Source organism: Thauera sp. (assembly GCF_034003485.1).
Classification (GTDB): Bacteria; Pseudomonadota; Gammaproteobacteria; order Burkholderiales; family Rhodocyclaceae; genus Thauera.
In genome coordinates this window covers 18,374-44,638 of the sequence record NZ_JAVEYL010000026.1, presented here as the reverse complement: position 1 = coordinate 44,638, position 26,265 = coordinate 18,374, and the positions used below count along the sequence as shown (strand labels likewise).

27 protein-coding genes are annotated in these 26,265 nt (G+C 65.2%); 14 read left to right on the top strand and 13 right to left on the bottom strand.

Going from position 1 to position 26,265, the window contains the following annotated elements; translation table 11 throughout:
• The first annotated feature begins 3 nt into the window (after positions 1 to 3).
• Complete coding sequence (locus tag RBT54_RS14260; RefSeq protein ID WP_320367738.1) at positions 4 to 699, top strand: succinate dehydrogenase iron-sulfur subunit; 696 nt, start codon at positions 4 to 6, stop codon at positions 697 to 699.
• Positions 700 to 724: 25 nt separating this feature from the next.
• On the opposite strand, the gene RBT54_RS14255 is transcribed toward RBT54_RS14260, so the two are convergent.
• Together RBT54_RS14255 and RBT54_RS14250 are read right to left on the bottom strand one after the other, a co-directional pair.
• Positions 725 to 1,465 carry a hypothetical protein gene (locus tag RBT54_RS14255; RefSeq protein ID WP_320367737.1) on the bottom strand — a complete coding sequence of 247 codons (741 nt, stop codon included), beginning with the start codon at positions 1,463 to 1,465 and terminating at the stop codon, positions 725 to 727.
• Between the two features lie 142 nt (positions 1,466 to 1,607).
• Positions 1,608 to 2,102, bottom strand: coding sequence for an Rrf2 family transcriptional regulator (locus RBT54_RS14250; protein WP_320367736.1), 495 nt, complete (start codon positions 2,100 to 2,102; stop codon positions 1,608 to 1,610).
• Between the two features lie 121 nt (positions 2,103 to 2,223).
• Between RBT54_RS14250 and RBT54_RS14245 the strand changes: the two genes are divergently transcribed.
• The 3 genes from RBT54_RS14245 (at position 2,224) to RBT54_RS14235 (ending at position 4,710) form a co-directional block, all read left to right on the top strand.
• Positions 2,224 to 2,580: a hemerythrin domain-containing protein gene (locus RBT54_RS14245; protein WP_320367735.1), complete on the top strand. Its 357-nt coding sequence runs from the start codon at positions 2,224 to 2,226 to the stop codon at positions 2,578 to 2,580.
• Entirely contained in the window at positions 2,577 to 2,900 is a 324-nt protein-coding gene (gene fdxA, locus RBT54_RS14240) for a ferredoxin FdxA (RefSeq protein WP_320367734.1), read from the top strand. The genes RBT54_RS14245 and fdxA overlap by 4 nt, the downstream gene beginning before the upstream one ends.
• Before the next feature lie 121 nt (positions 2,901 to 3,021).
• Positions 3,022 to 4,710: a hypothetical protein gene (locus tag RBT54_RS14235; protein WP_320367733.1), complete on the top strand. Its 1,689-nt coding sequence runs from the start codon at positions 3,022 to 3,024 to the stop codon at positions 4,708 to 4,710.
• 5 nt (positions 4,711 to 4,715) lie between these two features.
• On the opposite strand, the gene RBT54_RS14230 is transcribed toward RBT54_RS14235, so the two are convergent.
• The 5 genes from RBT54_RS14230 to earP all read right to left on the bottom strand — a co-directional run bounded on the left by RBT54_RS14230 (position 4,716) and on the right by earP (position 9,775).
• Positions 4,716 to 6,053 (bottom strand): MATE family efflux transporter, encoded by a 1,338-nt coding sequence (locus RBT54_RS14230; protein WP_413788459.1) that lies wholly within the window; start codon positions 6,051 to 6,053, stop codon positions 4,716 to 4,718.
• Positions 6,054 to 6,098: 45 nt separating this feature from the next.
• The gene (locus RBT54_RS14225) at positions 6,099 to 7,256 is read right to left on the bottom strand and encodes a glutaredoxin family protein (protein WP_320367732.1); all 1,158 of its coding nucleotides are present in this window, start codon (positions 7,254 to 7,256) and stop codon (positions 6,099 to 6,101) included.
• A gap of 28 nt (positions 7,257 to 7,284) precedes the next feature.
• Positions 7,285 to 7,812, bottom strand: a complete 528-nt coding sequence (locus RBT54_RS14220; protein ID WP_320367731.1) for a hypothetical protein — start codon at positions 7,810 to 7,812, stop codon at positions 7,285 to 7,287.
• Positions 7,813 to 7,964: 152 nt separating this feature from the next.
• Complete coding sequence (gene efp, locus RBT54_RS14215; RefSeq protein ID WP_320367730.1) at positions 7,965 to 8,522, bottom strand: elongation factor P; 558 nt, start codon at positions 8,520 to 8,522, stop codon at positions 7,965 to 7,967.
• A 65-nt stretch (positions 8,523 to 8,587) separates the two neighbouring features.
• Positions 8,588 to 9,775 (bottom strand): elongation factor P maturation arginine rhamnosyltransferase EarP, encoded by a 1,188-nt coding sequence (gene earP / locus RBT54_RS14210; protein WP_320367750.1) that lies wholly within the window; start codon positions 9,773 to 9,775, stop codon positions 8,588 to 8,590.
• A 405-nt stretch (positions 9,776 to 10,180) separates the two neighbouring features.
• Between earP and RBT54_RS14205 the strand changes: the two genes are divergently transcribed.
• The gene (locus RBT54_RS14205) at positions 10,181 to 11,143 is read left to right on the top strand and encodes a hypothetical protein (protein ID WP_320367729.1); all 963 of its coding nucleotides are present in this window, start codon (positions 10,181 to 10,183) and stop codon (positions 11,141 to 11,143) included.
• A 54-nt stretch (positions 11,144 to 11,197) separates the two neighbouring features.
• Here RBT54_RS14205 and RBT54_RS14200 read toward each other — a convergent pair whose 3' ends face one another.
• Positions 11,198 to 11,932, bottom strand: coding sequence for a 16S rRNA pseudouridine(516) synthase (locus tag RBT54_RS14200; protein WP_320367728.1), 735 nt, complete (start codon positions 11,930 to 11,932; stop codon positions 11,198 to 11,200).
• A 60-nt stretch (positions 11,933 to 11,992) separates the two neighbouring features.
• On the opposite strand from RBT54_RS14200, the gene RBT54_RS14195 reads away from it, so the two are divergent.
• The 6 genes from RBT54_RS14195 to hemG all read left to right on the top strand — a co-directional run bounded on the left by RBT54_RS14195 (position 11,993) and on the right by hemG (position 16,302).
• Positions 11,993 to 12,460 (top strand): SRPBCC family protein, encoded by a 468-nt coding sequence (locus RBT54_RS14195; protein ID WP_320367727.1) that lies wholly within the window; start codon positions 11,993 to 11,995, stop codon positions 12,458 to 12,460.
• 113 nt (positions 12,461 to 12,573) lie between these two features.
• A complete protein-coding gene (locus RBT54_RS14190; RefSeq protein WP_320367726.1) occupies positions 12,574 to 13,572 on the top strand; it encodes a recombination-associated protein RdgC in 999 nt (332 codons plus the stop codon).
• A 392-nt stretch (positions 13,573 to 13,964) separates the two neighbouring features.
• Positions 13,965 to 14,408 (top strand): NfeD family protein, encoded by a 444-nt coding sequence (locus tag RBT54_RS14185; RefSeq protein ID WP_413788458.1) that lies wholly within the window; start codon positions 13,965 to 13,967, stop codon positions 14,406 to 14,408.
• 19 nt (positions 14,409 to 14,427) lie between these two features.
• Positions 14,428 to 15,297, top strand: coding sequence for an SPFH domain-containing protein (locus RBT54_RS14180; protein WP_320367724.1), 870 nt, complete (start codon positions 14,428 to 14,430; stop codon positions 15,295 to 15,297).
• A gap of 65 nt (positions 15,298 to 15,362) precedes the next feature.
• Entirely contained in the window at positions 15,363 to 15,734 is a 372-nt protein-coding gene (locus RBT54_RS14175) for a hypothetical protein (protein WP_320367723.1), read from the top strand.
• A 25-nt stretch (positions 15,735 to 15,759) separates the two neighbouring features.
• Positions 15,760 to 16,302 carry a menaquinone-dependent protoporphyrinogen IX dehydrogenase gene (hemG, locus tag RBT54_RS14170; RefSeq protein WP_320367722.1) on the top strand — a complete coding sequence of 181 codons (543 nt, stop codon included), beginning with the start codon at positions 15,760 to 15,762 and terminating at the stop codon, positions 16,300 to 16,302.
• Between the two features lie 67 nt (positions 16,303 to 16,369).
• On the opposite strand, the gene RBT54_RS14165 is transcribed toward hemG, so the two are convergent.
• Together RBT54_RS14165 and RBT54_RS14160 are read right to left on the bottom strand one after the other, a co-directional pair.
• Positions 16,370 to 18,073 carry a PglL family O-oligosaccharyltransferase gene (locus RBT54_RS14165; protein WP_320367721.1) on the bottom strand — a complete coding sequence of 568 codons (1,704 nt, stop codon included), beginning with the start codon at positions 18,071 to 18,073 and terminating at the stop codon, positions 16,370 to 16,372.
• 151 nt (positions 18,074 to 18,224) lie between these two features.
• Positions 18,225 to 18,560, bottom strand: coding sequence for a pilin (locus RBT54_RS14160; RefSeq protein ID WP_320367720.1), 336 nt, complete (start codon positions 18,558 to 18,560; stop codon positions 18,225 to 18,227).
• Between the two features lie 286 nt (positions 18,561 to 18,846).
• On the opposite strand from RBT54_RS14160, the gene RBT54_RS14155 reads away from it, so the two are divergent.
• A complete protein-coding gene (locus tag RBT54_RS14155) occupies positions 18,847 to 19,404 on the top strand; it encodes a hypothetical protein (protein ID WP_320367719.1) in 558 nt (185 codons plus the stop codon).
• A gap of 102 nt (positions 19,405 to 19,506) precedes the next feature.
• On the opposite strand, the gene RBT54_RS14150 is transcribed toward RBT54_RS14155, so the two are convergent.
• Positions 19,507 to 21,114, bottom strand: coding sequence for a peptide chain release factor 3 (locus tag RBT54_RS14150; RefSeq protein WP_320367718.1), 1,608 nt, complete (start codon positions 21,112 to 21,114; stop codon positions 19,507 to 19,509).
• Between the two features lie 161 nt (positions 21,115 to 21,275).
• Here RBT54_RS14150 and RBT54_RS14145 point away from each other — a divergent pair, with 161 nt between their 5' ends.
• Positions 21,276 to 21,887, top strand: coding sequence for a mechanosensitive ion channel family protein (locus tag RBT54_RS14145; protein ID WP_320367717.1), 612 nt, complete (start codon positions 21,276 to 21,278; stop codon positions 21,885 to 21,887).
• 96 nt (positions 21,888 to 21,983) lie between these two features.
• Positions 21,984 to 24,092 (top strand): D-(-)-3-hydroxybutyrate oligomer hydrolase, encoded by a 2,109-nt coding sequence (locus RBT54_RS14140; RefSeq protein ID WP_320367716.1) that lies wholly within the window; start codon positions 21,984 to 21,986, stop codon positions 24,090 to 24,092.
• Positions 24,093 to 24,195: 103 nt separating this feature from the next.
• On the opposite strand, the gene RBT54_RS14135 is transcribed toward RBT54_RS14140, so the two are convergent.
• Together RBT54_RS14135 and RBT54_RS14130 are read right to left on the bottom strand one after the other, a co-directional pair.
• Positions 24,196 to 24,414: a glycine zipper 2TM domain-containing protein gene (locus RBT54_RS14135; protein ID WP_320367715.1), complete on the bottom strand. Its 219-nt coding sequence runs from the start codon at positions 24,412 to 24,414 to the stop codon at positions 24,196 to 24,198.
• 240 nt (positions 24,415 to 24,654) lie between these two features.
• Positions 24,655 to 26,037 (bottom strand): class II fumarate hydratase, encoded by a 1,383-nt coding sequence (locus tag RBT54_RS14130; RefSeq protein ID WP_320367714.1) that lies wholly within the window; start codon positions 26,035 to 26,037, stop codon positions 24,655 to 24,657.
• Between the last annotated feature and the right edge of the window lie 228 nt (positions 26,038 to 26,265).

Sequence of the window (26,265 nt, the reverse complement as noted above, 5' to 3'; positions counted from 1 at the left end):
GACATGAAACTGAACATCTATCGCTACGACCCGGAGACGGGCGATCCGCCGCGAATGCAGGCCTACGACGTGCAGCCGGAGGCGGGTGACAAGAAGCTGCTCGACCTGCTGATGCGGCTGCGCGTGCAGGACGACAGTCTGTCGTTCCGGCGCTCATGCCGCGAGGGCGTGTGCGGCTCGGACGCGATGAACATCAACGGCCGCAACGGCCTCGCCTGCCTGACCGCGCTCGACGGCCTGAAGGAGCCGATCGTGCTGCGCCCGCTGCCGGGCTTCCCGGTGATCCGCGACCTGATCGTGGACATGACGCAGTTCTTCGCCCACTACCACTCGATCCAGCCCTGGCTGATGAACGACGAGCCCCTGCCCGAACGCGAACGGCTGCAGAGCCCGACCGAGCGCGAGCGCCTGAATGGGCTGTACGAATGCATCCTGTGCGCCTGCTGCAGTGCGTTCTGCCCGTCCTACTGGTGGAATCCGGACAAGTTCATCGGGCCTGCGGGGCTGTTGCAGGCCTACCGCTTCATCGCCGACAGCCGCGACACCGCCACCGCCGAGCGCCTGGACTTCCTCGACGACGTCTATCGCCTCTACCGCTGCCGCACGATCATGAACTGCACCGAGGTCTGCCCGAAGGGTTTGAGCCCCTCGCACGCGATCGAGCGTATCCGCCTGGCGTTGCTGCGGCGTTCGTCCTGACGCACCGCGCGCGGCTGCGTTCCCTTCACTGCGTGCGCGAACGAAAGTGCGCGCTGCAGCCTTCGAGTTCGAGCAGGTGGGGCAGCAGCTCGGAGTGCTGCTGTACGTGGAACACGAAGCGCGGCACATCCCGCCCAGTCGCCTGGGCCATGAAGGGTTCGCCCCAGAAGCTGAGCAGGGCCTCGCAACCGCCGCTGTGCTGGCTGTCCGCGAGGATGAAGGAAAGCGTGCGTTCCAGCTTGCACCAGCGTGGCGGACGGACACGCGCGTGACCGGCGCAGGCGGCGATCTGGGGCGCGATCGTGCTGTCCCACAGCTCGCGCTGGCTTTCATCGAGCACGAACTGGATCGACCCGACCGCCGGGTTGTCGATGGCCGGCCGCAGCAGGGCATCGAAGAGCGCGGGGGTGCGGTACATCGACAGGCACACGTTGAACCAGATCGAGTCTCCACTCATCGCAAGCAGGAAGCGGTGATACGCCGTCTGCAGCTGGCGCGGCCCGATCAGGGCCAGGCCCGGACGCTCGAGTGCGGCCGCCAGGCTGTCGACCGTGTGCCCCATGCGTTCGACCTGCTCGGCGGTCAGCTCGTTGTTACGGCTGTGGCGCATGAAATTGATGAACAGCAGGCCCACGAGCGCCAACAGGATCGGCAGCACGACGGTCTCGTCGACGATGTGCAGCAGGTGCAGGACGATGGCCACGAAGGCGGCGGCGATGCCGGCGATCGCGTCCCACTCCCAGCTCATGGCCTGACGGATCTTCATCGCTTGCCCTCCACTGTTTTTCCAACATAGCACAGCCCCCCGAAAGGGCTCGGCAGCGGCCTTGGGTTCGGTTCAGCGCAAGCTTGAAGCGATTCGATCCGGCCGGCACCGCTCGCGAACCCGGCGTGGGCCCTTGCCTGCGCTATCGTCCTTTCGTCCTGGCCACCTGGCGCAGGATCGTGACCGGCAAGGGCTGACGCCCTGGCGGTTCCAGGCCGAGCACCGCGTGCAGTCGTGCGTCGCTGCCGACGAGGTCCGCGAGCGAAACACGGTCGAGCGCCGCCAGGAAGGCCTGCAGCGCACCGTCGAGCGCGCCCTTGAGCCGGCAGACCGGATCCAGCACGCAGTGCGATTGCGTTCCGAAGCACTCGACCAGTGCGAGGCTGGGTTCGACCTGGCGGACCACGTCGCCGAGACCGATCTCGCTGGGGGCACGTGCCAGCCTCAAGCCCCCGCCCTTGCCACGCGCGCCATCGACGAAGCCCTTCGCCACCAGTTCGGTGACGATCTTCATGAGGTGGCTGCGCGAGATGTCGAAGCGCTCGGCCACTTCCTTGATAGTGACGCGCCGCTCGGGGCATGCCCCGAGGTACATGAGGACCCGAAGCGCGTAGTCGGTGTGCTGTGTGATGTTCATCGCCAGGGTACGCAGAGGAGTGGCTGTCGGCCGCATGCTAACAAAAAAAGATTCATCTTATTTGACTCTTTTAAAGAGGAGTCTTAAATTCCTCTTCAAGGAGTCATCACAGGGATCCACCATGAAGCGCCACACCCGCCTCGCCCAGTTGTCCCGTGAGCATCACACCGCGCTGCGCCTCGGCAGGCATCTGCTTGCCGGCGGCGCCCGGGCCGAGCTCGGCGCCGAACTTCCCGGCATCGAAGCCCATTTCGCCGAGGAAGAGCGCGATCTGCTGCCGCTGCTCGAGACCGATCGCCACGGCGCGTTCGCCGAACGCCTGCGCGCGGAGCACGCACAGCTCAGGCATCTTTTCGCGGCGGCGCTGAGCGGCAGGGACGAAGCGCAGGCCGGGCAGGCACTGATCGATCACGTGCGCTTCGAGGAGCGCGAGCTCTTTCCCGTGCTCGAGACCCTGTTCGAGGAGACAGGGTCATGACCCACGTCGTCACCGAGGCGTGCATCCGCTGCAAATACACGGATTGCGTGAGCATGTGTCCCGTCGATGCCTTCCGCGAGGGCCCGAACTTCCTGGTGATCGATCCCGAGGAGTGCATCGACTGCACCTTGTGCGTGGCCGAATGCCCGGTGGATGCGATCGTGCCCGAGGATGAACTCACCGATGCGCAACGTGAATACCTCGCACTCAATGCCACGCTGGCGAAGGCGTGGCCGCGCATCGTCGAGGCGCATCCGGCGCTGCCCGATGCGGACGAGTGGGCGAAGGTGGCCGAAAAGCGGAAGTGGCTCGAAACCTGAACGCGCGGGACGGGCGCGTGAGCGGCACACGCTCGATCGACCGCCAGCACGAATGACCATCTCCTTCACCTGTCGCTAAACTGCCTGCACGACATCCTGCGACCGCGAAGGGAGACACGCCATGGCCGAGCCCGCCACCGAGCCGATGGTGAAGCATTTCCGCCTCGCCCTGCTGTGGCCGCTGCGGCTACTGCCGGTCGCGGGGAGCTCGGGCGCGCAGCAGCGGCCGTGGCAGATCCTGCGCGACATGGGCGAGGCCTGCCCGTGGCGCGAGCTCGAGCACGATGCCGAGCTGGCGGGCAGCGTCTTCCAGGAGCGCCACTACACCGAGTTCGTCACCTTCCTGCCCTACGTGCAGCAGTTTCTGTACGGCGAGGGTCGCCTGCGCCGCGATGATTCGGACGCCGATGCCGGCCCGCCGATGCGCGTGTTCCGGCGTCGCGACATCGCCGCGGTCCGCGTCGCCGCACGCGAGGGCGACCCGCCGGTGACGCTCGACGTGGTGCATGTGCATCTGTACTTCTTCTTCGACGTCGATGTGGTGATCCTGAACGTCGAGGTCGCCGGCAACGACATGCCGCTGTCGCAGGTGCAGGAGCTGATGTACCGCGCCGGGCGTGCCTACCCCTCGGGCTGGAACGCCGACGGCCGCGCGCTGCACAGCCTGTCGACCGCCGAATGGATCGGCCGCGACGGCAGCGTGCTGGCGCAGACCGATGCGCACGAGCGCGCCGCGTTCATGACCCACGTCAGCCGCCATCGCGCGCCGCGCATTGCCGCGCACTGGGCGTGGCTGATGCAGCCGCTGACGAGTGCCTATGCGGAGCAGGGCGGCGTGCTGCGCTACCGGCAGATCGAATACCACCGCATGCCGCTGGCCGCCTACCTCGCGGTCGATGATCCGCGTGCGCTCACGCGCAATGATTTCGTGCGCCTGGGCCTGGTCACTGGCGCGGGGCCTGCCGACGCCCGCGATGAGCACAAGGTGGAGGATACGGGCCCCGGCGCGCTGCCCTACGCCGCACCGCATCTGGACGACTTCGAGCGCCGCTACTGCTACGACCGCTTCTGGTCTGCCGGCGGCGCGGCGCCCTGGACCCGCTACCTGTGCAGCGGCCACGCGCTGGTCGTGGTCGGCGACGCGAAATCGGCCTACTTCACCGACCGCGAGCGCGGCGTGCTGGCGCAGTTCCGCCATCAGCACTTTTTGCTGTTCCTGATCGCGCACTTCCAGAAGGCGTCGCTGCTGATGTTCTCGGAGCGCCTGGTCGAGGCCCTGAAGCGCCTGCACGTGGCCGACCCGGCGAGCGTGCGCCGCTTCAAGCGCAGGATTCGCGCCAGCTTCGAGGGCTTCCTGCGCTTCACCCACCGCTACTGGTTCCACGACATCGCCGAGCAGGCGCAGACGCGCGCGCTGTTCCGCATGACGACCGCGCATCTCGGCACCGACGCGCTGTATGCCGAGGTGAAGGAGCGCACCGCGGACATGAACAGCTACCTCGACGCCGACAGCCTGCGCCGCCAGGCCAACACCGTGGTGCGGCTGACCGTGGTGACGATCTTCGGCCTCATCGGCACCATCACCACCGGCTTCCTGGGGATGAACCTGCTCGCCGAGGCCGAGTCGCCGATGAGCGAGCGCCTGCTCTATTTCGCGCTGGTGTTCCTGGTATCCACCGCGCTGACGATGTACACGATGGTCAAATCCAAGCGCCTGTCGGACTTCCTCGACGCGGTGTCGGACGAGCGCCTGTCGGCCTGGCAGAAGCTCGGTGCGCTGGCCGCGGTGTGGCGGCGCGGCTCGGACTGAGGCCGCTACGCTGCGCCCGCCGCATCGCGCACATGGCGCCGCGCCACCCCGCGCAGCATGGTGCCGAACAGCAAGGTCGCGACAATCGTGGCCACCACGCAGGCCTCCCAGAACCCGGCCACCGACGGCGCTGCGGCGCGCCACGGGGCGTGGAAGCTCAGCCAGTAGCCACCGGTCAGCCCGATGCCCCAGAAGCAGAAGGTGTGCACCACCATCGGCAGCAGCGTGACCTTGTAGCCGCGCAGGGCGTGCGCGGCCACCGTCTGCAGGCCGTCGAAGAGCTGGTAGAGCAGCAGATAGACGACGAGCCCGAGCGCCACCGCCTGCACCGCCGGGTCTGCGCTCGAGAACGCCACCAGCGGCGCGCGCAGCACCCACAGCAGCGCACCGATCAGCAACGCGAAACCGAGCGCCAGAAACATGCCGAGCCGCGCGGTTCGGTTTGCGCGTCGCCAGTCATTGGCGCCGGCGGACTGGCCGACCAGGACCATGGTGGCAATCGACAACGACAGTGGCAGCATGTAGATCATGCCGGTGAAGTTGGAGATGACGCGGTGCCCGGCCACCGTCTCGGTACCGATGCGGGCCGCGAGGATGGCGATGAGGGTGAAGGAGCTGATGTCGATGAAGGTGGACAGACCCATCGGCAGGCCGAGGCGCACAAGTTGGCCAAGCGCCTTTGCCTGCGGCGGCTGCCAGGCGTGGAAGATGCGATAGGGCCGGTAGGCGGGATTCAGAACCAGATAGACGAAACCACAGCCGAGGGCGAGCCAGCTCACCAGCGCGGTGGACAGCCCGCACCCGGTGCCACCCAGCGGGGCGAAGCCGAGCGCACCGTTGGTGAGCGCCCAGGCCAGCGGAATGTGCGCCGACGTGGCGATGGCGCTGATCGACATCAGCACGCGCGGACGGCCGACCGCGTTGTTGAACGCGTAGAAGGTGCGGTAGAACAGCACCGCCGGCAGGCCGATCGCCGTGGCTGCCAGGTAATCGGCGGCCTTCGCGGCGACGTCGGCCGGCACATCGGCCAGCGCGAGCAGGTAGCCGGGCGAGAGCAGCAACGCAACCCCGGGCACCGCAAGCAGCAACGCGAGCCAGAAGCCCTGCTGCAGGGCCGGGCCGATCGCCTCCTGGCGGCGGGCGCCGACATGGTGGGCGACGGTCGGCGCCACCGCCTGCAGCGTTCCGGTGAGCAGCATCACCACCGAGATGTAATAGCTGCTGCCGATCGCCACCCCGGCCAGGTCCGCGGTGCCGTAGCGTCCGGCGATCACGGTGTCGGCGACCATCATGGTCATCGACAGCAACTGGGCGATCAGGATTGGCCAGGCCAGATGCAGCAACTGGCCGACGATGGCGCGATTGTCCGAGGCGATTTTCCGGTACTCCTACATCAGCCACTGCGGGCGCAGCAACATCACCAGCCCGAGCGCCAGCATCACCGCACCCGACAGCAGCTTGAGCCGGCGCCCGCTGCGCTCGTCGAGCTTGCCGCTGCCCAAGGCGAGCACCGCGGTGCCGACCATCAACGCATCGTCGGCGATATAGGCGAGGATGTAGAGCCCGAGGTAGCCGTAATGCGCAAGCGGCGACAGCGCGTGCTGGGTGAGCACCGCGGTATAGATCGCCGGCAGCCCGGCGGTGCACAGCAGCTCGACGAAATTGACCACCACCGCCAGCACCGCCACCGCGGCGAGCGAGGCGGGCAGGGATTCTGCCTTCAGGATCGCGCGTGCGCGGGCGTAGAGGCCGGGCTTGGCGGATTCGGGAATCGACAGCGACACCCCGCGCCGGAAGGCGAAGAAGTCCTTGACGTTGATGAAGCCGATCAGCATCGCCAGCACCGCCAGGCCGATGCGCAGCGCCTCGCTCATGCCGACGAACAGGAACACGTTGAGCCACGCCGCCATGAAGGCGTAATACACCGCGCCGCTGGCGAGCACGAAGGTGCCGGCCACCATCGCCATGCGCCGTCGGTCCTTGAGCCGCACCAGCAGCGACAGCAGGAACAGCAGCACCCACATCGCGCACGGGTTGAAGCCGTCGAGAAGGCCGAGCGCGAGCGTGAACAACGGCAGGCCGATCTCGCTCGCCTTGAGGGTGCCGAACAGGCTGGATTCGACCGTGTCGGGCGGCGCGCGCGGCGCGGCCTCGTCGAGCAGGCGGACGAGTTCGGCACCGACGTGTTCGGCATCGTCAAAGCCGACCAGCACCCGCGCGCCGAAGGCGAAGGTCGGCACCCCGGGCGGCCAGGCGCCGGCCTGGCGGCTGAGCGCGATCAGCGCATCACGTGCGGCAGGGTCGCCGTCCACTTCGCGATAAACGATCGCGAGGCCGGGCCGGTGCGTCGAAAGTTCGGCCAGAAAGTGCTTGGCGTCAGCACAGTGCGGGCAGCCCTCGCGCACGAAAACTTCGAGCACCGCCCCATCGGCGGCAGCCTTGCCGGCTGAACCTGGCGCGGAGTCTGCCGTCGCTGGCGATCCGACGAGGGTGGCCAACGACAAGCCGCAAATCAGCAACAGGCGGAACAGGATCGTGGAATGCATGCTCGCCAGCGTGCCCTGGCATCGCGCCTCAGCGCGTCGACTCACCCTCGACCGGATTCGAAGGACTGCGCTCCTCCACCGGTGCCGGCAGCTGTTCGGTCTCAACTGCGGCCTCATCTGCAGCCACCTCGGGCTTCGGGCGTACGCTTTCGATCGCACCCTTGCCCACCTCCTTCAGCCGTTGCGCGGCATCGCGCGTGGCGTCGGCGATCCGCTGTGCAGCGTGTTCGGCGGCTTCCTTGGCGTCGCGCACGGTCGCCTCGCCACCCGCTGCCTCGACGCCTTCGCGCACCTTTTCTTCGGTGCTTTCAACCACGGCCTGCACGGCGGCGGCGCCCGCTTCACCGAACTTCTTCGCAGCTTCGCCAGCCTTGCCTGCCGCTTCGCGCGCCGCATCGACGGCCTCCCGGCTCGCTTCCTTGGCATCCTGCCGCGATTGCTCACCCGCAGGTGGGGTCTCTGCCGCCTTGGGCGTTTCCTGCGCGGGCGGTTCCGGCGAGCACGCAGCCAGCAGGCTCAGGGCAAGGGCAGACAGGAGGGGAAGCAGGGTTTTCATGGTGTGGTCGGCGCGAGGGGGCAGTGAGGGGTCAAGTCATGAGGTTACGGAATCCGACGCGGAAAACAATGCAAGGATTCCACACTGCAACATCCAGAAAACCAAACGGGCCCTCACGGGCCCGTTCGTGCTACCGACGAAACGCGTGCGGCTTACTTGACGCGGTTCTTGTACTCGTCGGTGCGGGTGTCGATCTCGATCTTGTCGCCGATCTCGACGAAGGCCGGCACCGGCAGCTCGAAACCGGTTCCGATGCGGGCCGGCTTCATGACCTTGCCCGAGGTGTCGCCCTTGACGGCGGGTTCGGTATAAACGACTTCGCGCACCACGCTGTTGGGCAGCTCGACCGAGATCGCCTTGCCGTTGTAGAACACCACCTCGCACTGCAGGCCGTCTTCGAGGTACTTGAGCGCGTCGGTCATGTTCTCGGCTTCGACTTCGTACTGCTCGTAGTCGGCGTCCATGAACACGTACATCGGGTCGGCGAAGTAGGAGTAGGTCACTTCCTTGTGGTCGAGCACGACGAGTTCGAACTTGTCGTCGGCCTTGTAGACCGATTCCGACGGCGCGCCGGTGAGCAGGTTCTTGAACTTCATCTTCACGACTGCAGCGTTGCGGCCGGACTTGTTGTATTCGGCCTTCTGCACCACCAGCGGGTCGCTGCCGACCATGATGACGTTGCCGGAGCGGAGTTCCTGAGCGGTTTTCATGCTGTTTCCTGAATTGATGGCAGCGGCTCGTGACCGCATGTCCTTGAAAAAATTAGCGCGCGATTCTACCCCGCGCCGTCCTGGATGTGCGAACAGAATTTTGTCAAGCGGTGTGCAAGATCGGGCAGCGCAGCCTGGGCCTCGCACCAGGCCCGGGCGTGGGCCGCGAGCACCGGCAGCGCACCGGCAAAGGCGGGCCATGCGGCAGCCGGCGTGGTTTCGTCATCCGCGCAGTCGTTCCACGCACGCCAGAAGCGCGCCTGCGCATCCGCAACCGCCGGCGGTAGTCCGACAAGGTAGCGCGCGAGGAAGGCCTCGAGCTTGTCGTGGTGCGCGGTGTCCGTCTGCGGGTAAATCTGCCACACGAAGGGCCGCGCCGCCCACTGCGCGCGCACGAAGGAATCCTCCCCGCGCACGAAGTTGAGATCGCAGGCCCATAACAACTCGTCGTAGCCGTCCTGGTCGGTGAAGGGCAGCACGTGAACGCAAAGCGCACCGCGCTCGATGCAGGTGCCGACCGCGGGGATGGCGCAATCGAGCGCGGCGGCAACATCCGGCAGGATACGCGAGACCGGCACCAGCACGTGGATCGGACGCAGACTCTGTTCCCACGCATGCAGCAGCGCGCGCACCGCCGGCTGCTCGTAGGCGAACAGGGACACGACCAGGCCTTCATCGTCCGCCACAGGTAGCCCGCGCGCCGCGCGCCACGCGGCCCGCCCCTGCGGCTGCGTGACGAAGCGATCCCGACGCGCCAGCAGGTCGGGCTCGCGCAGCAATCCGCCGGTGTTGGCGTCGAAGCCGGGAAAGAAGAAATGCTTGACCAGGGCCACGCGCGGATGCGGCGAGGCCAGGCCGTGGCAGCCCGCCACCCAGTCCTCGGCCGACAGGTACTCGAGGTTGATCCACACCGGTGGCAGCGCCTGCGCCGCCATCGCCTCGAGCTGCGCCGGTGGCAGCTCGCAGGCAAAGGCCTCGATCACGATCTCGCCCGGTGCGGACGCGGCAAATGCGGGCGTCCAGTGGCGCAGGTCCACGCCTTCCACCTTTCCGCCCACCGCCGGATCCAATGCGGCCGCCGCCGGACAGATGCGTGCCAGCACCGCCCAGTCATCCACCCAGAGCCTCACCGCGCCTTCCTCGCGCCGAGCCAGATCCCTTGCCAGCCGCCAGCAGACGCCGATATCCCCAAAGTTATCCACAACCTGGCAGAAGATTTCCCACTTCGGGCGGGCTCGGGGTGCTGAATCCATCATCGTGGTGAACAATCCTGGGCAAAGAGGCGGGACAACTTGTGAACAAGGACGCCTGCGGCGCAAGGCCGCAAAACAATGGACAAAGCACGCACAGCCCGCCAAGGGGTTTATCAACCTGTTCTTAGGGACCTGAATGTGGCGACAGTCATGCGCTTGGAGCAGTTATCCACAGTTTTCGGCGCACTGTTAACTTCTTTGTTATTTAAATCAATATAAAAACTAAAGAACAAACCAGAAGCCCGATTCAGCGCAATCCTGCCCTGCACCCGGGGATCGGACAGCAGCGCGGACTTGCGGGTAGAATCCTTCGGAACCAACATGCCGGCATACGCAGCGCGGCCTGGCAGTGTCCGCAAACATTCATCCTGCAGTCCCGGCGCTGCAGGCAGAGGGAGTTTCACCGTGGCAAGACGACATGCCGTACCGCTGCTGTTGATGCTGATCGCCCCCATCGCAAGCGCAGCCGAACCGGGTCTCAGCCCCAATCCTGTCAGCCCCGAGGCGGCCCAGGAGGAAGGCATCCTGGACACCACCCGCGGCCAGGTCCGGGGGTTTTCGTTATGGCTGGGTGAGTCGGTGAACGACTGGTTCGGCGATCGACCGTTCGAGGATGGTGGCACGGTGACCAAGGGTAGGCTCGGGCTGCGCAACCTGTGGCGGCAGGACGAAGGCTGGGATACGAACGTGCGTTTCCGTGCGCGCTTCGATCTGCCCAACCTGCGCGACAAGGCCTACGTCTTCATCGGTCGCCAGAACGAGCGCGAACTGCTGACCGACCAGTCCGAAGCCTTCACCCGCGAGCAACTCCTGCTGGAGGAGCGTGTGCGCGATGATCAGACCGGCTTCGCCGGCCTGGGCGTGGCACTGCGCAAGAACATCGACTTTCGGGTCGGTGTGCGCGGCGGCCTGAAGTTCTTCACCCAGGCGCGCTATCGCAAGCAATGGGCGCTGAGCGAGCAGGATCGCATCGAGTTCCGCGAGACGATCTTCTGGAACAACAAGGACAAGTTCGGCTCGACCACTGCGCTCGATTATGAACATGCGTTCACGCCCAAACTCTCCCTGCACTGGCAGAACGCGACCACGATCTCGGAAAAGACCGACGACTTCGCCTGGGGCAGCAGTCTCGGACTGTTCCGCCGCTACGGCGACGACCGCATGCTGTCCGGGGAAATGGTCGTGACCGGCGAGACCGGGGCTGAGGAGAACGTCGATGAGTACGGCGTGCGCATGAAATGGACCCAGCCCGTCTATCGCGACTGGCTGATCGGCGAGTTCATCGTCGGCCACTACTGGCCCCAGCGCGAAGACCGCGAGCGCGACAAGTCGTGGGCGCTCGGGGTCAATCTCGAGATGCGCTTCTAGGCGCAAACGGCACGCATCGCGCGGCGCGACGGCCAGCGATGCGTGGGTCGGGCATCATGTGAAGTCGGCGAGGCGCTGCAGGTCGGCTGTCTCGAGCCAGCGCCATTGCCCGGGCGCGAGTTCGGCCGGCAGATCCAGCCCGCCGACGCGGCTGCGATGCAGGGTTTCCACACGATTGCCGGCGGCACCAACCATGCGCTTGACTTGGTGATACTTGCCCTCGCAGATCGTCAGCCGCAGCGTGGTCGGGCTGGTGAGTTCGCACGCGGCGGCCGCGATCGGCTCGGGTTCGTCGTGAAGCTCCACACCGGCGACCATGCGATCGGCAAATTCCTGCTCCACCGCATGCTTGAGGGTCACTTCATACACCTTGGGCGTGCGCTTCTTGCCCGAGCTCCACTGGTGGATGAACTGGCCGTCGTCCGACAGCAGCAGCAGGCCGGTGGTGTCCTGGTCGAGCCGGCCCACGCATTGCACGCCGCGGATCAGCAGTTGTGGCGGCAGCAGCGTGAATACCGAGGGGTGAAAGGTCGGCTTCTGCGAGCATTCGTAGCCGGTGGGCTTGTGCAGCACGACGTAGGCCTGGGCGCGGAAGCGCCACTGCTCGTCACCCACCGAGAATGCAATCCCCGGCGAGCCGTCACTGCTGCCAGGATCGAATTCCGCAAAGGGGTCTTCACAGGGTTCGCCGGCGACGCTGACGTGGCCGGAACGGATGAGGGCGCGGCATTCCTTGCGGCTGCCGAAGCCCTGGGCATGGAGGAGGCGTTCGAGTTGCATGGGGCGCATGTTATCGCGGGCGAGGGTGCGAGCGGGTAAACTGCCGCCCTGCCCGTTCAGGAGACTGCCTTGAAATTCGAACACCTGATCGAGGTCAATGATCTCGCCAACCCCCTGCAGGCGCCGCTTTCGCGCGAGGAGCTGTGGTTCGGTCTGCTCTGCCGTGCCGAAGACGCGCGCGCCTTCCTGCCTGGCCTGGAAGCCTGCCGGATCGTCGAACGCAGCGAAGGCCGGCTGCTGCGCGACCTGCACTTCGGCAACGCGGTCATCCGCGACTGCGTCACCTTCGAGGCGCTGTGCTGGATCCGCTTCGAATCCGAAGCCAACGAGCAGCACGCCGGCGGCAGCCTGACGATCACGATCGAGGAGCCCGAACCGGGCGCCCTCTTCCTGCGTTTCGCGTATCGCACCTCGCTGCCCGAGGGCGGCGAGGACGGCCGCTACGCTGAGTTCGTGCGCTCGGCCTACCACCAGTCCGACATCGACACCGTGCGCGTGATCCGCATGATCGCCGAGTCCGGCGGCCTGGCGCAGTAAGCCCCTCCGCGTTCGGAAACGGCATCGGGGGCGGCCTTGCCGTGGGAGCTCCCACGGTTTCAGTCGCCAGCGCACCCTCATCTTCAATCTCACCAACAGGAAACACCCCCGACATGTGGTTCAAGAATCTGCAGATCTATCGCCTTCCCGCCCCCTGGGACATGAGCGCCGAGCGCCTCGAGGAACAGCTCGCGAAGAAGCCCTTCCACCCCTGCGGCAGCCAGGACATGGAAAGCCGCGGCTGGCTGTCGCCGCTGGGTAACGAGGTGCTGGTGCACGCCGTGGGCGGCCAGTTCCTGATCTGCCTCGGCTTCGAGCATCGCCTGCTGCCCTCCGCTGTGGTCAAGCAGGAGGCCGACGAGCGCGCCGAGGAACTGGCCGAGCAGCAGGGCTACAAGCTCGGTCGCAAGCAGATGAAGGAACTGCGCGAGCAGATCACGCAGGAGCTGCTGCCGCGCGCCTTCACCCGCCGCCGGCGCATGTTCGCCTGGATCGACCCGGTCAATGGCTGGCTGGTGGTCGATGCGGGCAGCCAGAGCAAGGCCGAGGACATGCTCGAGCAACTGCGCCACACGCTCGACAGCCTGCCGCTGACGCTGCTGCGTACCGAGCAGTCCCCCACGACCGCGATGGCCGGCTGGCTGGCCGGTGGTGAGGCCCCAGAGGGGTTCACGATCGATCAGGACTGCGAATTGCGCTCGGTGGCGGAGGACAAGGCCGCGGTGCGCTACGCGCGCCATCCGCTCGAAGGCGACGACGTCAAGGCCCACCTGGAAGCCGGCAAGCTGCCTACGCGCCTTGCGCTGACCTTCGACGACCGCATCAGCTTCGTGCTCACCGAGAAGCTCGAGATCAAGCGTCTCGACTTCCTCGACGTCGTGCGCGACCAGGTGGGCGATGCCGACAAGGACGACGCCGAGGCGCTGTTCAACGCCGAATTCGCGCTGATGACCGGCGAGCTCGCCCATCTGCTACCGGCGGTGGTGAGGGCGCTGGGTGGCGAACTGGCGTCTGCGCCGGTGGATACGGGCAGCGTCACGGCAGAACTGCCGCGGTTGCAGTCCGAAAAACCGGTTGTGCAGCCGGTTGCTGCTGACGATCCGCCCTTCTGATCTGCCGACCGGGCAGGTCGGCCCACGGGTTCTGGTTTCTGACGGGAGCGGGCTTGCCCGCCTCGTTGGTTTTTCTTTTTGGTGTACACAGGTTTTTAAATATTTAAAAGATCATAAAGATCATGTACGGCCCGTTTCTGTGGATAAGGGCTTTAAGCTGATTGAATACAGGGACTTGGATGACGGGAAACCCGGTGCACGACCTTTCTGTTAACGCAGGATGCTTTGTTGATGGAAATCTCGCTTTCGCAGTTCCATGCACTTATCCACAATCCGCTGCACTGCCTGACCACAGCTTTTCCACTGCGCGATCAAGGCAGTGCGAGGACGCATCAGCGCATGCAATCCACCTCGTCACCGAGCTGCGCTAAAGTTCGGCCATGGATAACGCAATGACCCTCGAATGGTGGCACTGGGAGATCGCCGGCCTTGCGCTGGTGCTGCTCGAGCTGGCCGTGCCGGCCTTCTTCATCATCTGGTTCGGCTTTGGCGCGATGCTGGTCGGACTGGTGCTGCTGATGGCACCCGGGCTGGCCTTGAGTGCGCAGATCGGGGTGTGGGTGCTGGCCTCGGTGGCGATGACGGTGCTGTGGTTCCGCGTCTTCAAGCGTTCCCAGCACAAGACCCTGATCGGCACCGCGGCCGGCGAGGTGATTGGCGAGATCGGTCTGCTGGTGAGCGCGGTGGCACCCTTCGAGCGCGGCAAGGTGCGTTTCCAGCGTCCGGTGCTGGGCGCAGAAGAGTGGGCGTGCGTGGCCGAATCGGCGATCGCCGCCGGCCAGCGGGTGCGGGTGGTCAGTGTCGAGGGCAGTTACGTCAAGGTGGCGAAAGCCTGATCAACTAGGGAAAGACAACGTGTTCGCATCCGAAGGCCTGGCCATCGCAATCGCAGTACTGATTTTTGTCGTCATCACCATCGCCAAGGGCGTGCGCCTGGTCGCGCAGGGCGAGGAGTGGGTGGTCGAGCGCCTGGGCAAGTACCACGCCACGCTGCGCCCCGGCCTCAACATCCTGATCCCCTACCTCGACCGCGTCGCCTACAAGCTGGTGACCAAGGACATCATCCTCGACGTGCAGGAGCAGGAGGTCATCACCCGCGACAACGCGGTGATCCTGACCAATGCGATCGCCTTCGTGAAGGTCACTGACCCGGTCAAGGCGGTGTATGGCGTGACCGACTTCTCCGAGGCGATCCGCAACCTGATCATGACGACATTGCGCTCGATCGTCGGCGAAATGGAGCTCGACGCGGCGCTCTCATCGCGCGACAAGATCAAGGCGCGGCTGCGCGAGAGCATTGCCGACGAGGCCGTGGATTGGGGCCTGACGGTGAAGTCGGTCGAGATCCAGGACATCAAGCCCTCCGAATCCATGCAGCGCGCGATGGAGCTGCAAGCGGCCGCCGAGCGCGAGCGCAAGGCCGCGGTGACCAAGGCCGAAGGTGCCAAGCAGGCGGCAATCCTGGAGGCCGAGGCGCGCCTCGAATCCGCCAAGCGCGACGCCAACGCCCAGGTCATGCTGGCCGAGGCCTCGGCCGAATCCATCCGCCGCGTGACTGCCGGCATCGGCGATCAGACCGGGCCGATGATGTACCTGCTCGGTGAGAAGTACATTGCCGCGCTCGAGAAGCTGGGCGAATCGAGCAATTCGAAGCTGGTGGTGATGCCCGCCGACCTGCAGGAAACCGTGCGAGGCCTTGTCGGCAGGCTCGGCGCGCGCGGCTGACCCGCTACATTGCTGTTTCCCTTACGAACACGAACCGCAACCGATCCGCAACAAGGAAGACTCCGATGCAGAAAAGCGCACGCACCCTCCTCGCCGCCCTTGCCATCGCCACCGCATCCGGCGGCGCGCTGGCGCAGAAGTTCATCACCGACAAGGCCGAAGTCGAAAAGCTGCTCACCGGCGCCACCTTCATCGGCGTCTATCTGCGCACCGAGTCGGCCTACACGCTCAAGTTCGGCACCGATGGCACGCTCACCGACACGACCGGCGCCAAGGCGCGCTGGTGGGTGGATGAGCAGGCGCGCTACTGCCGCGAATGGCTCGACGGCAAGCTCAAGGGCAACACCGGCTGCATGAACGTCGAGCTCGAGGACGGCCAGGTGGCGCTGTATTCCGAAGGCAAGAAGGTGGTCGAGGGCATCGTCACCGGCAACTGAGTCCCGCTGCCGATCGGGCGCGGTCATGCGTCTGCTGATCCTGTGCTCGACAATCGACGGCCACACGCGCGAGATCTGCGAGCGGCTCGCGGCAATCGCGCGCGCGGCGGGTCACGAGCCGGAGGTGGTCGAGGTCGAGGCCGCATCCACCGCAAAACTCGAGGCCTGTGACAGGGTCGTGATCGGCGCCAGCATCCGCTATGGTCACCATCGCCCCGCGGTGAAGGCCTTCATCGACCGCCACCAGGCGGCGATCGAGGCGCGCCCGAATGCCTTCTTCTCGGTCAATGCCGTCGGCCGCAAGCCGCACAAGCGCCAGGCCGACACCAACCCCTACGTGCGCAAGTTCCTCGGCCAGATCCGCTGGAAGCCGCAGCAGATCGAAGTTTTCGGCGGCAAGATCGAATATCCGCGCTACGGCTTCTTCGACCGCAACATGATCCGCCTGATCATGTGGGTCACCGGCGGCCCCACCGATCCGCGCTCGGTCACCGATTTCACCGACTGGGCGCAGGTCGAGGCTTTCGCGCGGCGCCTCATCGCCACCCGACATCACGAATGTTCGTAGCCCGATCCAGCCCAACTCATCTCGATTTGCGGGTCGTGTGGAAGGAATTCGGGACGACCTGCCTGACCTATGGGGTCGGCCATGCTATCTCTGCAAGATCAGGGTGCTTGTTGCGTCGCTCATCCCAAGCGCGTTGGGCTATCTCGCAATGCTCCTTTGGAACTATTGCGCAGGTACGACTCAACCAAAACTTTGCTTCCTCCACGTCACCGTTCATTGCGAGCACGAACGCCAGTTTATGAAGGTTTGCAACGCTCGGGTAGGATCTTGTAACGGTACGCATCCAGTGTAGTTCATCCTTTGATGGCGGTTTCTGTTCGTCAAATCGGGCCATCCGAAGATTCTCGCGCAATTGCGTAAGCACAATTACATCAGGCGTTCCCTTCGGAGAATTCTTGTTGAGTGGACCTTGCTCGAATTGCAGGGCAAAGTGGCTTGACTCGATCCTAAAATAATCGTTGATTGTCAAGGCAAGCCCGATCGAGACAAGAAAAAGGAAGCTGGCTAGTACCCTTCGACTCGTGACCATGATCGGTACTGAATGAGACGCAGCATCGAGCATACCCATGAACAGCCCGGTGGGGAGCAAGAAATACGCGTAGTGCAATGGATACTCCACCATGGCGTGCAATCCAATGGCGCCTACACAGATCCAGATAATGGACTGTTCGGGTGTTGCCACCGATCGAAATCGGTGCCAGAACCACACCAAGAGGGCAACCGAAAACAGGATTCCGAGTGGTATTCCTACCCAAAGGACGAGATCAATAAATAGGTTGTGCGACTGTGCCCAGGATATTCCGTACGTACCCGGATTGTAAAAGGGGAAGTCCAGTTGTGCAGAACGAAGCTGATTCCACCCATAACCGAATAGCGGCTTAGAAAATGCAGCATTTGCGAACATCGTCCAGATCGCGAGCCTCACCGAACTTCCGCCAATGCGATCGGTAATATCTGTTTGCGGGTCGAGCAGCAATAGGGAGGCGATCGTCTCGATCGACAGGCTAAGTGCGACGAAAAGCATGGCGCAGAGGGAAACGAACCACGGTATTTCCCTCGAGGTCCAGAGTTCACGCCAGTACCATATTGCGAACGTGAGCAAGGACATGCTAAGCCAAGCCGTTCGTGATTGTGTGAGCACGAGACCCAGAACAATCAGCGCCGAATAGATGGCAAGCAGAGGCAATCGCAAGTAGCCTCGGGTTCGCCCCCAGAGGCCCGCTAGCAAACCCCACAGGAGTAGGGTTGCAAGTTGGTTGGGCTGTGCCAGGTTCGCGTAAGGTCTGCTGCCCTCAATCGGATAGACCCAGATTGCATCCGGAGGCGCGCTCTGCGTGAAGCCGAACCACTGGTAAAGCTGCAAGCCAACCGAAACGAGGGCTGCGACCCCGATGGAAAGAAATAGAAAATCGCCCAGCTGGTGGGGGTTGAGTCTCTGCGAATAGTTCCCGACCAGAAGTGCGAGCAGAAACCCGGCGAGGAATAGGATTGCGATCCAGGCGTTCCCAAAAAAGGGAAGAAGGCCCAATGCATACTGTATTAGTGGCAGGGCGAGAGCTATCAGCACCAATGCCGCGAGGCGTGTGCAGTGAACAACGTCCACCTTTCGTGTGGCCAAGAAAACAATGCTGACAAAACAAAGCACGATTCCGACCCACGCATCTGAATGGAACGCTGTCCATGGATTGTTGTGGTTTGGGAGCAGCCAACCGATCGACAACGTCAGTGCTGCAAGTGTCAACCAGTCGTTCTCGGAAGATTTGGCGAACATAATGGTGGCTGTAGAGAGTGGGAAAGGCGTCATCCACTCGATTGTGAAAGATTCTTCCGATCATGAAAAAGGCCCTATCAAGGGCCTCTTTCACTAGATTTAGAGCCAATTTGAATGAAATTCGGCTAAATCTATATTGTTATTCATATTGTTACTGTAGCTCGCAGTTTCCAGAGCTGTAATCGCAAACAACGTTTTTGCTACCCCTAGCGGACGCAAACGTAGCCGAGCCAGTGGCTAGTGCGGCGGGTAGGCTCCCCGAAGTGCAGGCTGAAAGAGCAGTCTGTGATAGCAGAGCAATGTCGCTGTTCGCATTTGCCGCCGCCATAGCGCGTGCAACCGCGGTGGCCTCTGCGAGACACGCACTGTCAGCAGATTTCTGTGTATAGGCTTGGTATTGCGGTAGCGCAACTGCGGCCAGAATACCAATAATCGCCACCACGATCATCAGTTCGATCAGCGTGAAGCCCTGTTGCATCTTTTTCATGATCATCCCCTTCAGGAAGTTTGATTTCGTGTCCGGCTTAGGTCGCGGTGTTGATGACTTGTGCCTTCCATTGACCTTTAAGCAATGACCATGCCAGGTGTTTTGTGTGACCTAGTTCACGAGCGCATTCAAGGGGGTGTGACAAAAGGCGTTCGCGCCTGAGCCATGAGGCTGCGTTGGCACAACGTACTATGTGCCACAGGCGGATATGGCACACGGGACTGCGCGCTGCCCGTGATGCCCGACCGGCGCTAAACTAAACCTTTTCCGCACAACGGATGCCGCGATGGTCTACATCACACTTAATACCGCTGTGTCGATCACTGGGCTCAGCAAGCGCACGCTGTGGCGGCGCATTGCGGACGGTCAGTTGCGCGTACATGACGCAGGCGCGGGGGGCGGAGAACACACACGAGTGCGGCTTGACGATGTCGTCGCTATGTCGCCGCTACGCTTGGAGGGGGATGACTGGGTACTGATCGTGGAGGCCGATGGCGGAAGTGCCGAGGCGCAGTGTGACCTGGCGCTCTTGTTGCTGGTGCGTAACCTGCTGGTTGAGGCGGTGCGGTGGCTCGAGTTGGCGGCGAAGCAGAACTACCCGGAGGCGATGCACCAGCTCGGCCGCTGCTGTATCGCAGGGAGGGGTATGGCGGCGAACGAGGCGCTGGGCGTCGAGTGGATCGCGCGCGCGGCGGCGCTGGGGCACAGCACAGCGCGGCCGATGGCGCGCTACCTGATGGATCCAGCGCGTCCGGCGCTGGATCCAGCTGCGCTGGAGACGCGGCTCGACGCGATTGAGCGCGAGCAGGTGCTTGCTGTATTGCGCGAGACGGCGGAGGATTAGGGCCCTGAGATGAAGTGCTTTGCGGCTACTGCGCCCGAGCGCCCGGGCCTGCGCTTGTTTCTGTGGGAGCGGTGGCACCCTTGAATGCCTGCGAGCGCCTAATCAGGCCAGTACTTCCCCGTGCTCGCGCGTGGCGTGGAAGGTCACCTTCGGCCACTTCTCGGCGGTCACTTCGAGGTTGTAGCGGCTGGAGGCCAGATACACCGGGTTGCCGTCGATGTCCTTGCCCATGCGCAGCGCCTGTTCGCGCTCGAAGTTGCGGCGGGTGAGGTCGTCGGGGAAGCTGAGCCAGCGCGCGGTGTGGATGTCGGCGGGCTCGAAGATCGCATCGACCTTGTATTCGTCCTTCAGGCGCTGGGCGACGATCTCGAACTGCAGCACGCCGACCGCGCCGAGCAGCATCTGGCCGCCTTCTAGCTCGAACACCTGGATCGCGCCTTCTTCGCCCAGCTCCTGCAAGCCCTTCTGCAACTGCTTGGATTTGAGCGGGTCGCGCAGGCGCGCGACTCGGAACATCTCGGGCGAGAAGTAGGGAATGCCCTTGAAACCGAGGTTCTCGCCTTCGGTCAGGGTGTCGCCGATCTGCAGCTGGCCGTGGTTGTGGATGCCCACGATGTCGCCGGCGACGCCGTCCTCCATGATCACGCGCTCATTCGCCATGAAGGTCAGCACATTGGCCAGCTTCATCTCGCGTCCGGCGCGTACGTGCTTGACCTTCATCCCGGCACTGTAGCGGCCAGAGCAGATGCGGAAGAAGGCGATGCGGTCGCGATGCCTCGGGTCCATGTTGGCCTGGATCTTGAACACGAAGCCGGTGAAGGCGGGTTCGGCCGGCTGCACCATGCGCGCGCCAGCGTCGCGGGCCTGCGGTGGCGGCGCCCAGTCGATCAGCGACTGCAGGATCTCCTGCACACCGAAGTTGTTGATACCGGAGCCGAAGAACACCGGGCTCTGCTTGCCGGCAAGGAAGTCGTCGAGATCGAAGGGCGGCGAGGCGCCGTCGATAAGCTCGACATCGTCACGCAGCTGGCCGACTTCCATCGGGAAGCGCTTGTCGAGTTCGGGGTTGTCCAGGCCCTTGATGATCTCGCCGTCGGTGCGCCGTTCCTCGCCCGGGGTGAAGGTCAGCACCTGGTGCTGCAGCAGGTGATACACGCCGCGGAAGGCCTTGCCCATGCCCAGCGGCCAGGTCACCGGCGCGCAGGTGATCTTGAGCACGTCCTCGATCTCGGCCAGCAGTTCGAAGGGCTCGCGCACCTCGCGGTCCATCTTGTTCACGAAGGTGATGATCGGCGTGTTGCGCAGGCGGCAGACCTCGAGCAGCTTGATGGTCTGCGCTTCCACGCCCTTGGCGGCGTCGATCACCATGACTGCGGCGTCGACCGCGGTCAGCACGCGGTAGGTGTCTTCGGAAAAGTCCTCGTGACCCGGGGTGTCGAGCAGGTTCACCGTGTGCCCCTGATACTCGAACTGCATCACCGAGCTCGACACCGAGATGCCGCGCTGCTTTTCCACTTCCATCCAGTCGGAGGTGGCGTGGCGGGCGGACTTGCGCGCCTTCACCGTGCCGGCGAGCTGGATCGCGCCCCCGAACAGCAACAGCTTCTCGGTCAGCGTGGTCTTTCCCGCGTCGGGGTGGGCGATGATGGCGAAGGTGCGGCGCTTTTCGACGTCGCGCAGGAGTTCGGGCGGGAAGGGTGTGGAGGACAAGGGAGGACAACCAGTTGGGGTGAACAGGAAGTGCGCGCCGTGCTGGCACGGCGGCCGAACTTGCGGATTCTACCAAGTGCCGGGCAGAACAGGCTTTTTTGCGGGCGGATGGTCGAGTCCGCTTCTAGAATGGGGTCCCCGTAGCTGGAGTCCGTGTCGCCGTGTCCGAGCGTATCCCCCGCATCATGCAGTTGCTGCCCGACTGGGCCGAACCCTGGCTGGAGGTCATCGAGCTTGGCCTGCAGATCACCCTGATCGCGTTTGGCGCCTGGGTGTTGAATGTCCTGTTCAGGCGCCTGATCCGCCGGCTTGGCGCAAGCTACAGCCTGCCCGCCGAGCTCATGATGGGCGCGCGCCGCGTCATCGGGCTGGTGATCTACGCGGGGGCGACCCTGCTCATCCTCGATCGCTTCGGCGTGTCGGGCACGGTGTTGTGGACCGCCTTCACCGGCTTTGCCGCGGTCGCCGCAGTGGCCTTCTTCGCGGCCTGGAGCGTGCTGTCGAACATCTTCTGCACGCTGCTCATCTTCACCACCCGGCCCTTTCGCCTGCACGACCATGTCGAGCTGCTCGAGAGCGGCGACAAGCTGGGGCTGAAGGGGCAGGTGGTGGACATCAACCTGATCTACACCACGTTGCGCGAGGAGGCCGACGGCCAGGTGCTGCAGGTGCCCAACAACCTGTTCTTCCAGCGCGTGGTGCGGCGCTTCCGGTCAGCCCCGTCCCGCACTGGGGTTAGTCCCGATACCGCCGCCAGCGCGGACGGTCGATAAGGACGGGCGCATCGCGCCGGCGAGGACACTGGAATCAGCCTGTCCCCGCCTGCCATTCGCGCTGCGCCGCCAACATCAACGACCGGAGACCCCCTGATGAATCGATGTCTGCATGTCCTGAGCCCGCTCGCTCTCGCGCTGGCCACCCTGTCCGTCGCCCTGCCCGCATTCGCGATGCCGGAGCAGGCCCAAGCCTTCAACGTCAAGCCGCGTTTCATTGGCGACATCCTGATGCAGACCTACGACGGCGACAGCGATGACCTGCTAACCGCCGGACTCGGTCGCGCCGGCATCCAGTCGGCCAGTGCGCCCACGGTGTCCACGCCGCCCACCGCGGCCGAGTTGCGCAAGCGCGCGATCCATGGGAATTACCGCGCCCTGGTCGACACCAGCGCCGCGGGCGGCTTCGGCACGCTGTACGGGCCGATGATCAGCGTCAGCGCCGGCGGCACGGTCACCAGCCCGGGTGACGGCCGCATCGCCGGGACCGAATACCTCGCCTTCGCCGACCGTGGCAACGATGGCGGCAACGTCACGCTGATGGTGCAGGTGCCGGCCCACTTCAATCCGAAGAAGCCGTGCATCGTCACCGGCACCTCGAGCGGATCGCGCGGTATCTACGGCGCCATCGGCACCTCGGGCGAATGGGGGCTGCAGAAGGGCTGCGCGGTGGCCTATGCGGACAAGGGCAGCGGCAACGGCATGCACGACCTCGCCACCGATACCGTCGGCCTGATTGACGGCTTGCGCGCGGACGCCGCGCTGGCGGGCGCAGACTCGCACTTCACCGCCGACCTGTCCCCGTCCGAGCGCGCCGCCTTCCTTGCTGCCTGGCCCAACCGTGTCGCCATCAAGCACGCGCATTCCAAGCGCAACCCCGAGGCCGACTGGGGCCGTGACACGCTCGATGCGGTGCGCTTCGCCTTCTACGTGCTCAACGACCGTTACGGCGTGAAGACGCCCAAGGGCAAGGTGCGCACGATCCGCCCCGGCAACACGGTGGTGATCGCCGCCAGCGTGTCGAACGGCGCCGGTGCGGCGCTGGCCGCGGCCGAGCAGGATAGCGAGCGCCTGATCGACGGCGTGGCGGTCAGCGAGCCACAGGTGCAACTACAGGAAAACGACCGGGTGACGGTGCGCCGGGGCGCCCAGGTGCGCAGCGGCAGCGGCCGCCCGCTGTACGACTACAGCACCCTCGCCAACCTGTTGCAGCCGTGCGCGACGCTGTCGCCGCGCGCGGCGGGTTCGCCGTTCGCTGTGGCCGTCTCGCCCGTGCTGGCCGCGAATCGCTGCGAGGCGCTTGCCGCGCGCGGCGTGATCGACGGCGATACCCCAGAAGCACGCGGCGACAGCGCGCTACAGGCCCTGCTCGATTACGGCTGGGAGCCCGAATCGATCCCGCTCACCGCCACTCACTTCGCCTTTGCCGTGCCCGCGGTCACCCTGACCTATGCCAACAGCTACGGCCGCTTCGGCGTCGAGGAACGCGTGTGCAATTACAGCTACGCCGCCGTGGCCGGGGTGACACCCGCGCCGTGGTCGGCCACCGATGCCGCGCTCAGCTTCGCCACCGGCAACGGCGTGCCGCCGACCGCCGGATTGCAGATCATCAACGACGCGGCCCAGGGCGGGCCGACGCTGGATGGAGCCTCGGTGACGGCCTCGACCGGCAAGCAGGACTACAACGTCGATGGCGCGCTGTGCCTGCGCGAACTGTGGACCGGCGGCAGCGTCGATGCGGCGCGGGTGCGGGAAGGCGTCGATGCGGTGCGGGTGAAGGGTGATCTCGGCGGCCGGCCGGCGATCATCGTCCATGGCCGTGCCGATGCGCTGGTGCCGGTCGGCTTCACCTCCCGCCCCTATCTCGGCATGAACCAGCTCGCCGAAGGGCGGCGCAGCAAGCTGCGCTACGTCGAGGTGACCAATGCCCAGCACTTCGACGGCTTCATCAGCCTCTTCCCGGGCTATGACACGCGCTACGTGCCACTGCACGCGTATTACGTCGAGGCGCTGGACCGCATGTATGCGCATCTGACCGCTGACGCGCCACTGCCGCCCTCGCAGGTGGTGCGCACCACGCCGCGCGCGGGCAATCCGGGCCAGGCGACGGCAATCACCGCGTCCAACGTGCCACCGATGAGCCTCTCCCCGGCGGCGGCCGACCGCATCACGGTGCGCGGCGGCAGCGTGGTCGTGCCGGACTGAGCGTGATCCGTCTTCTCGTCTGATCGGCGCATGAAAAACGGGGCACGTGCGCCAATTCGCGCACGTGCCCCGAGCGAGGAGAGACGAAGTGGGGGTCGGTCGCTTACTTCTTCTTGCCGAGCTGGTCGCCGATGACGCCACCGATTGCTGCACCCCCGACCGTACCGAGGATGCCGCCGTCAGTGACCACCGCGCCCGCCACGCCACCCACGGCTGCGCCGGTGGCTGCACTCCGTTCGCGTGAGGACATGTTGTCCCAGGTGGCGCAGCCGGTAGCGGCAAAGGCGATGAGGAGGGCGGGGATGAGGGTACGGGTCTTCATGATGGACTCCTTGTGATTGTCGGTGCGCGGCGTCAAAGGGGGCGCTGCCGCGCGGTTGGGGTGTGTGCAGTATGAGTGCGGGATCGATGACGGGATCCCGGCACGAGGTATCGAATTGTTTCTGCGCTGCCCACGCCTGCGGCAGCGCACAAGGTCGGCATGCCCAGTCGTTCCCACGTTCGTGCGCACCTTGCGTGCTTGCGCGGGGTCGGGGGCCACGATCACATCCGGATGCAGCTTTCACCCGCCGAGCATGTCCTGCGGGCGCACCCAGGCGTCGAATTCGGCGGCCGTGGTGAAACCGAGCGCGAGCGCGGCGACGCGCAGTGTCGTCCCTTCGGCCCACGCCTTCTTCGCGATCTGTGCCGCCTTGTCGTAGCCGATGTGCGGGTTGAGCGCGGTGACCAGCATCAGGCTGCGCTCGAGGTGCTCGGTCATGCGTGCCGTGTCCGGCTCCATGCCGGCCACGCAATGGCGCTGGAAGTTGCGGCAGCCGTCGGCGAGCAGGCGGATCGACTGCAACAGGTTGTGCGCGATCACCGGCTTGAACACGTTCAGCTGCAGGTGGCCCTGGCTGGCGGCGATGCCGATGGTGACGTCGTTGCCGAGCACCTGGCAGGCGAGCATCGACAGCGCCTCGCACTGCGTCGGATTGACCTTGCCCGGCATGATCGAGCTGCCCGGTTCGTTGGCCGGTAGCTTGACCTCGGCGAAGCCGGCGCGCGGGCCCGAGCCGAGCAGGCGCAGGTCGTTGGCGAGCTTCATCAGCGCCACCGCCAGCGTCTTCAACGCGCCCGACAACGCCACCAGTGCCTCGTGGCCGGCGAGCGCGGCGAACTTGTTGGGCGCGCTGGTGAGCGCCAGGCCGGTGAGCGCCGCCAGTTCGGCGGCGATCGCGTCGGCGAAGCCGGCCGGTGCATTCAGCCCGGTGCCGACCGCGGTGCCGCCCTGGGCGAGCTCGCACACCGCGGGCAGGGTCGCGCGGATCGCCTGCGCGGCGGTGTTCAACTGCGCGACGAAGGCCGACAGCTCCTGGCCGAAGGTGATCGGGGTGGCATCCATCAGGTGTGTGCGTCCCGTCTTGAGCACGCCGGCATGGCGTTCGGCCTGGATGGCGAGGCCGTTCGACAGCTCGGTGATCGCCGGCAGCAGCTCGTCTTGCACCGCGCGCGCGGCAGCGATGTGCATCGCGGTGGGGAAGCAGTCGTTCGAGCTCTGGCCGCGATTGACGTGGTCGTTGGGATGCACGGGCGCCTTGCCGCCGCGGCCCTGCCCGGCGAGCTCGTTGGCGCGCCCGGCGATCACTTCGTTCACGTTCATGTTGGTCTGGGTGCCGCTGCCGGTTTGCCACACCACGAGCGGAAACTGCGCGTCGTGGTCGCCGGCGAGGATCTCGTCGGCGGCCTGCTCGATCAGGCTGGCGATGTCGGCAGGCAGCGCGCCTGCGCGCGCATGGATGCGCGCCGCCGCCTTCTTGATCAGGGCGAGCGCCTGCACGATCGCGAGCGGCATGCGTTCGCTGCCGATGGCGAAGTTGATCAGCGAGCGCTGGGTCTGGGCGCCCCAGTAAGCGTCGGCGGGGACGTCGATCGGGCCAAGGCTGTCGGTTTCGATACGGGTCATGGTCGGCCTCCGCGGGCGGGTGAGCGGGGAAGTTGTGGTCACGGTGCTCGGGTGATTCTGCGCCTGCCCTTGTTCCGTAGCACGCCGCACGGCAGCATGTCGCAGGGTCTCCGTCCCTGTCCCCGCCGCTGCCCGATCCACCATGTTCCTGCTCGATGCGTCGTTCGCCCAGTCCATCGTCGATCGCGCGCGCATCGGTAACCGTCTTACCTGAACGAATACGCTGCG

Excerpts from the sequence above, each read along its gene's own strand:
- RBT54_RS14260 (WP_320367738.1), top strand. The coding sequence starts at position 4 with ATGAAACTGAACATCTATCGCTACGACCCGGAGACGGGCGATCCGCCG.
- RBT54_RS14255 (WP_320367737.1), bottom strand. The coding sequence starts at position 1,465 with ATGAAGATCCGTCAGGCCATGAGCTGGGAGTGGGACGCGATCGCCGGC.
- RBT54_RS14250 (WP_320367736.1), bottom strand. The coding sequence starts at position 2,102 with ATGAACATCACACAGCACACCGACTACGCGCTTCGGGTCCTCATGTAC.
- RBT54_RS14245 (WP_320367735.1), top strand. The coding sequence starts at position 2,224 with ATGAAGCGCCACACCCGCCTCGCCCAGTTGTCCCGTGAGCATCACACC.
- fdxA (WP_320367734.1), top strand. The coding sequence starts at position 2,577 with ATGACCCACGTCGTCACCGAGGCGTGCATCCGCTGCAAATACACGGAT.
- RBT54_RS14235 (WP_320367733.1), top strand. The coding sequence starts at position 3,022 with ATGGCCGAGCCCGCCACCGAGCCGATGGTGAAGCATTTCCGCCTCGCC.
- RBT54_RS14225 (WP_320367732.1), bottom strand. The coding sequence starts at position 7,256 with ATGCATTCCACGATCCTGTTCCGCCTGTTGCTGATTTGCGGCTTGTCG.
- RBT54_RS14220 (WP_320367731.1), bottom strand. The coding sequence starts at position 7,812 with ATGAAAACCCTGCTTCCCCTCCTGTCTGCCCTTGCCCTGAGCCTGCTG.
- efp (WP_320367730.1), bottom strand. The coding sequence starts at position 8,522 with ATGAAAACCGCTCAGGAACTCCGCTCCGGCAACGTCATCATGGTCGGC.
- earP (WP_320367750.1), bottom strand. The coding sequence starts at position 9,775 with ATGGATTCAGCACCCCGAGCCCGCCCGAAGTGGGAAATCTTCTGCCAG.
- RBT54_RS14200 (WP_320367728.1), bottom strand. The coding sequence starts at position 11,932 with ATGCGCCCCATGCAACTCGAACGCCTCCTCCATGCCCAGGGCTTCGGC.
- RBT54_RS14190 (WP_320367726.1), top strand. The coding sequence starts at position 12,574 with ATGTGGTTCAAGAATCTGCAGATCTATCGCCTTCCCGCCCCCTGGGAC.
- RBT54_RS14185 (WP_413788458.1), top strand. The coding sequence starts at position 13,965 with ATGACCCTCGAATGGTGGCACTGGGAGATCGCCGGCCTTGCGCTGGTG.
- RBT54_RS14175 (WP_320367723.1), top strand. The coding sequence starts at position 15,363 with ATGCAGAAAAGCGCACGCACCCTCCTCGCCGCCCTTGCCATCGCCACC.
- hemG (WP_320367722.1), top strand. The coding sequence starts at position 15,760 with ATGCGTCTGCTGATCCTGTGCTCGACAATCGACGGCCACACGCGCGAG.
- RBT54_RS14165 (WP_320367721.1), bottom strand. The coding sequence starts at position 18,073 with ATGTTCGCCAAATCTTCCGAGAACGACTGGTTGACACTTGCAGCACTG.
- RBT54_RS14160 (WP_320367720.1), bottom strand. The coding sequence starts at position 18,560 with ATGAAAAAGATGCAACAGGGCTTCACGCTGATCGAACTGATGATCGTG.
- RBT54_RS14155 (WP_320367719.1), top strand. The coding sequence starts at position 18,847 with ATGGTCTACATCACACTTAATACCGCTGTGTCGATCACTGGGCTCAGC.
- RBT54_RS14140 (WP_320367716.1), top strand. The coding sequence starts at position 21,984 with ATGAATCGATGTCTGCATGTCCTGAGCCCGCTCGCTCTCGCGCTGGCC.
- RBT54_RS14135 (WP_320367715.1), bottom strand. The coding sequence starts at position 24,414 with ATGAAGACCCGTACCCTCATCCCCGCCCTCCTCATCGCCTTTGCCGCT.
- RBT54_RS14130 (WP_320367714.1), bottom strand. The coding sequence starts at position 26,037 with ATGACCCGTATCGAAACCGACAGCCTTGGCCCGATCGACGTCCCCGCC.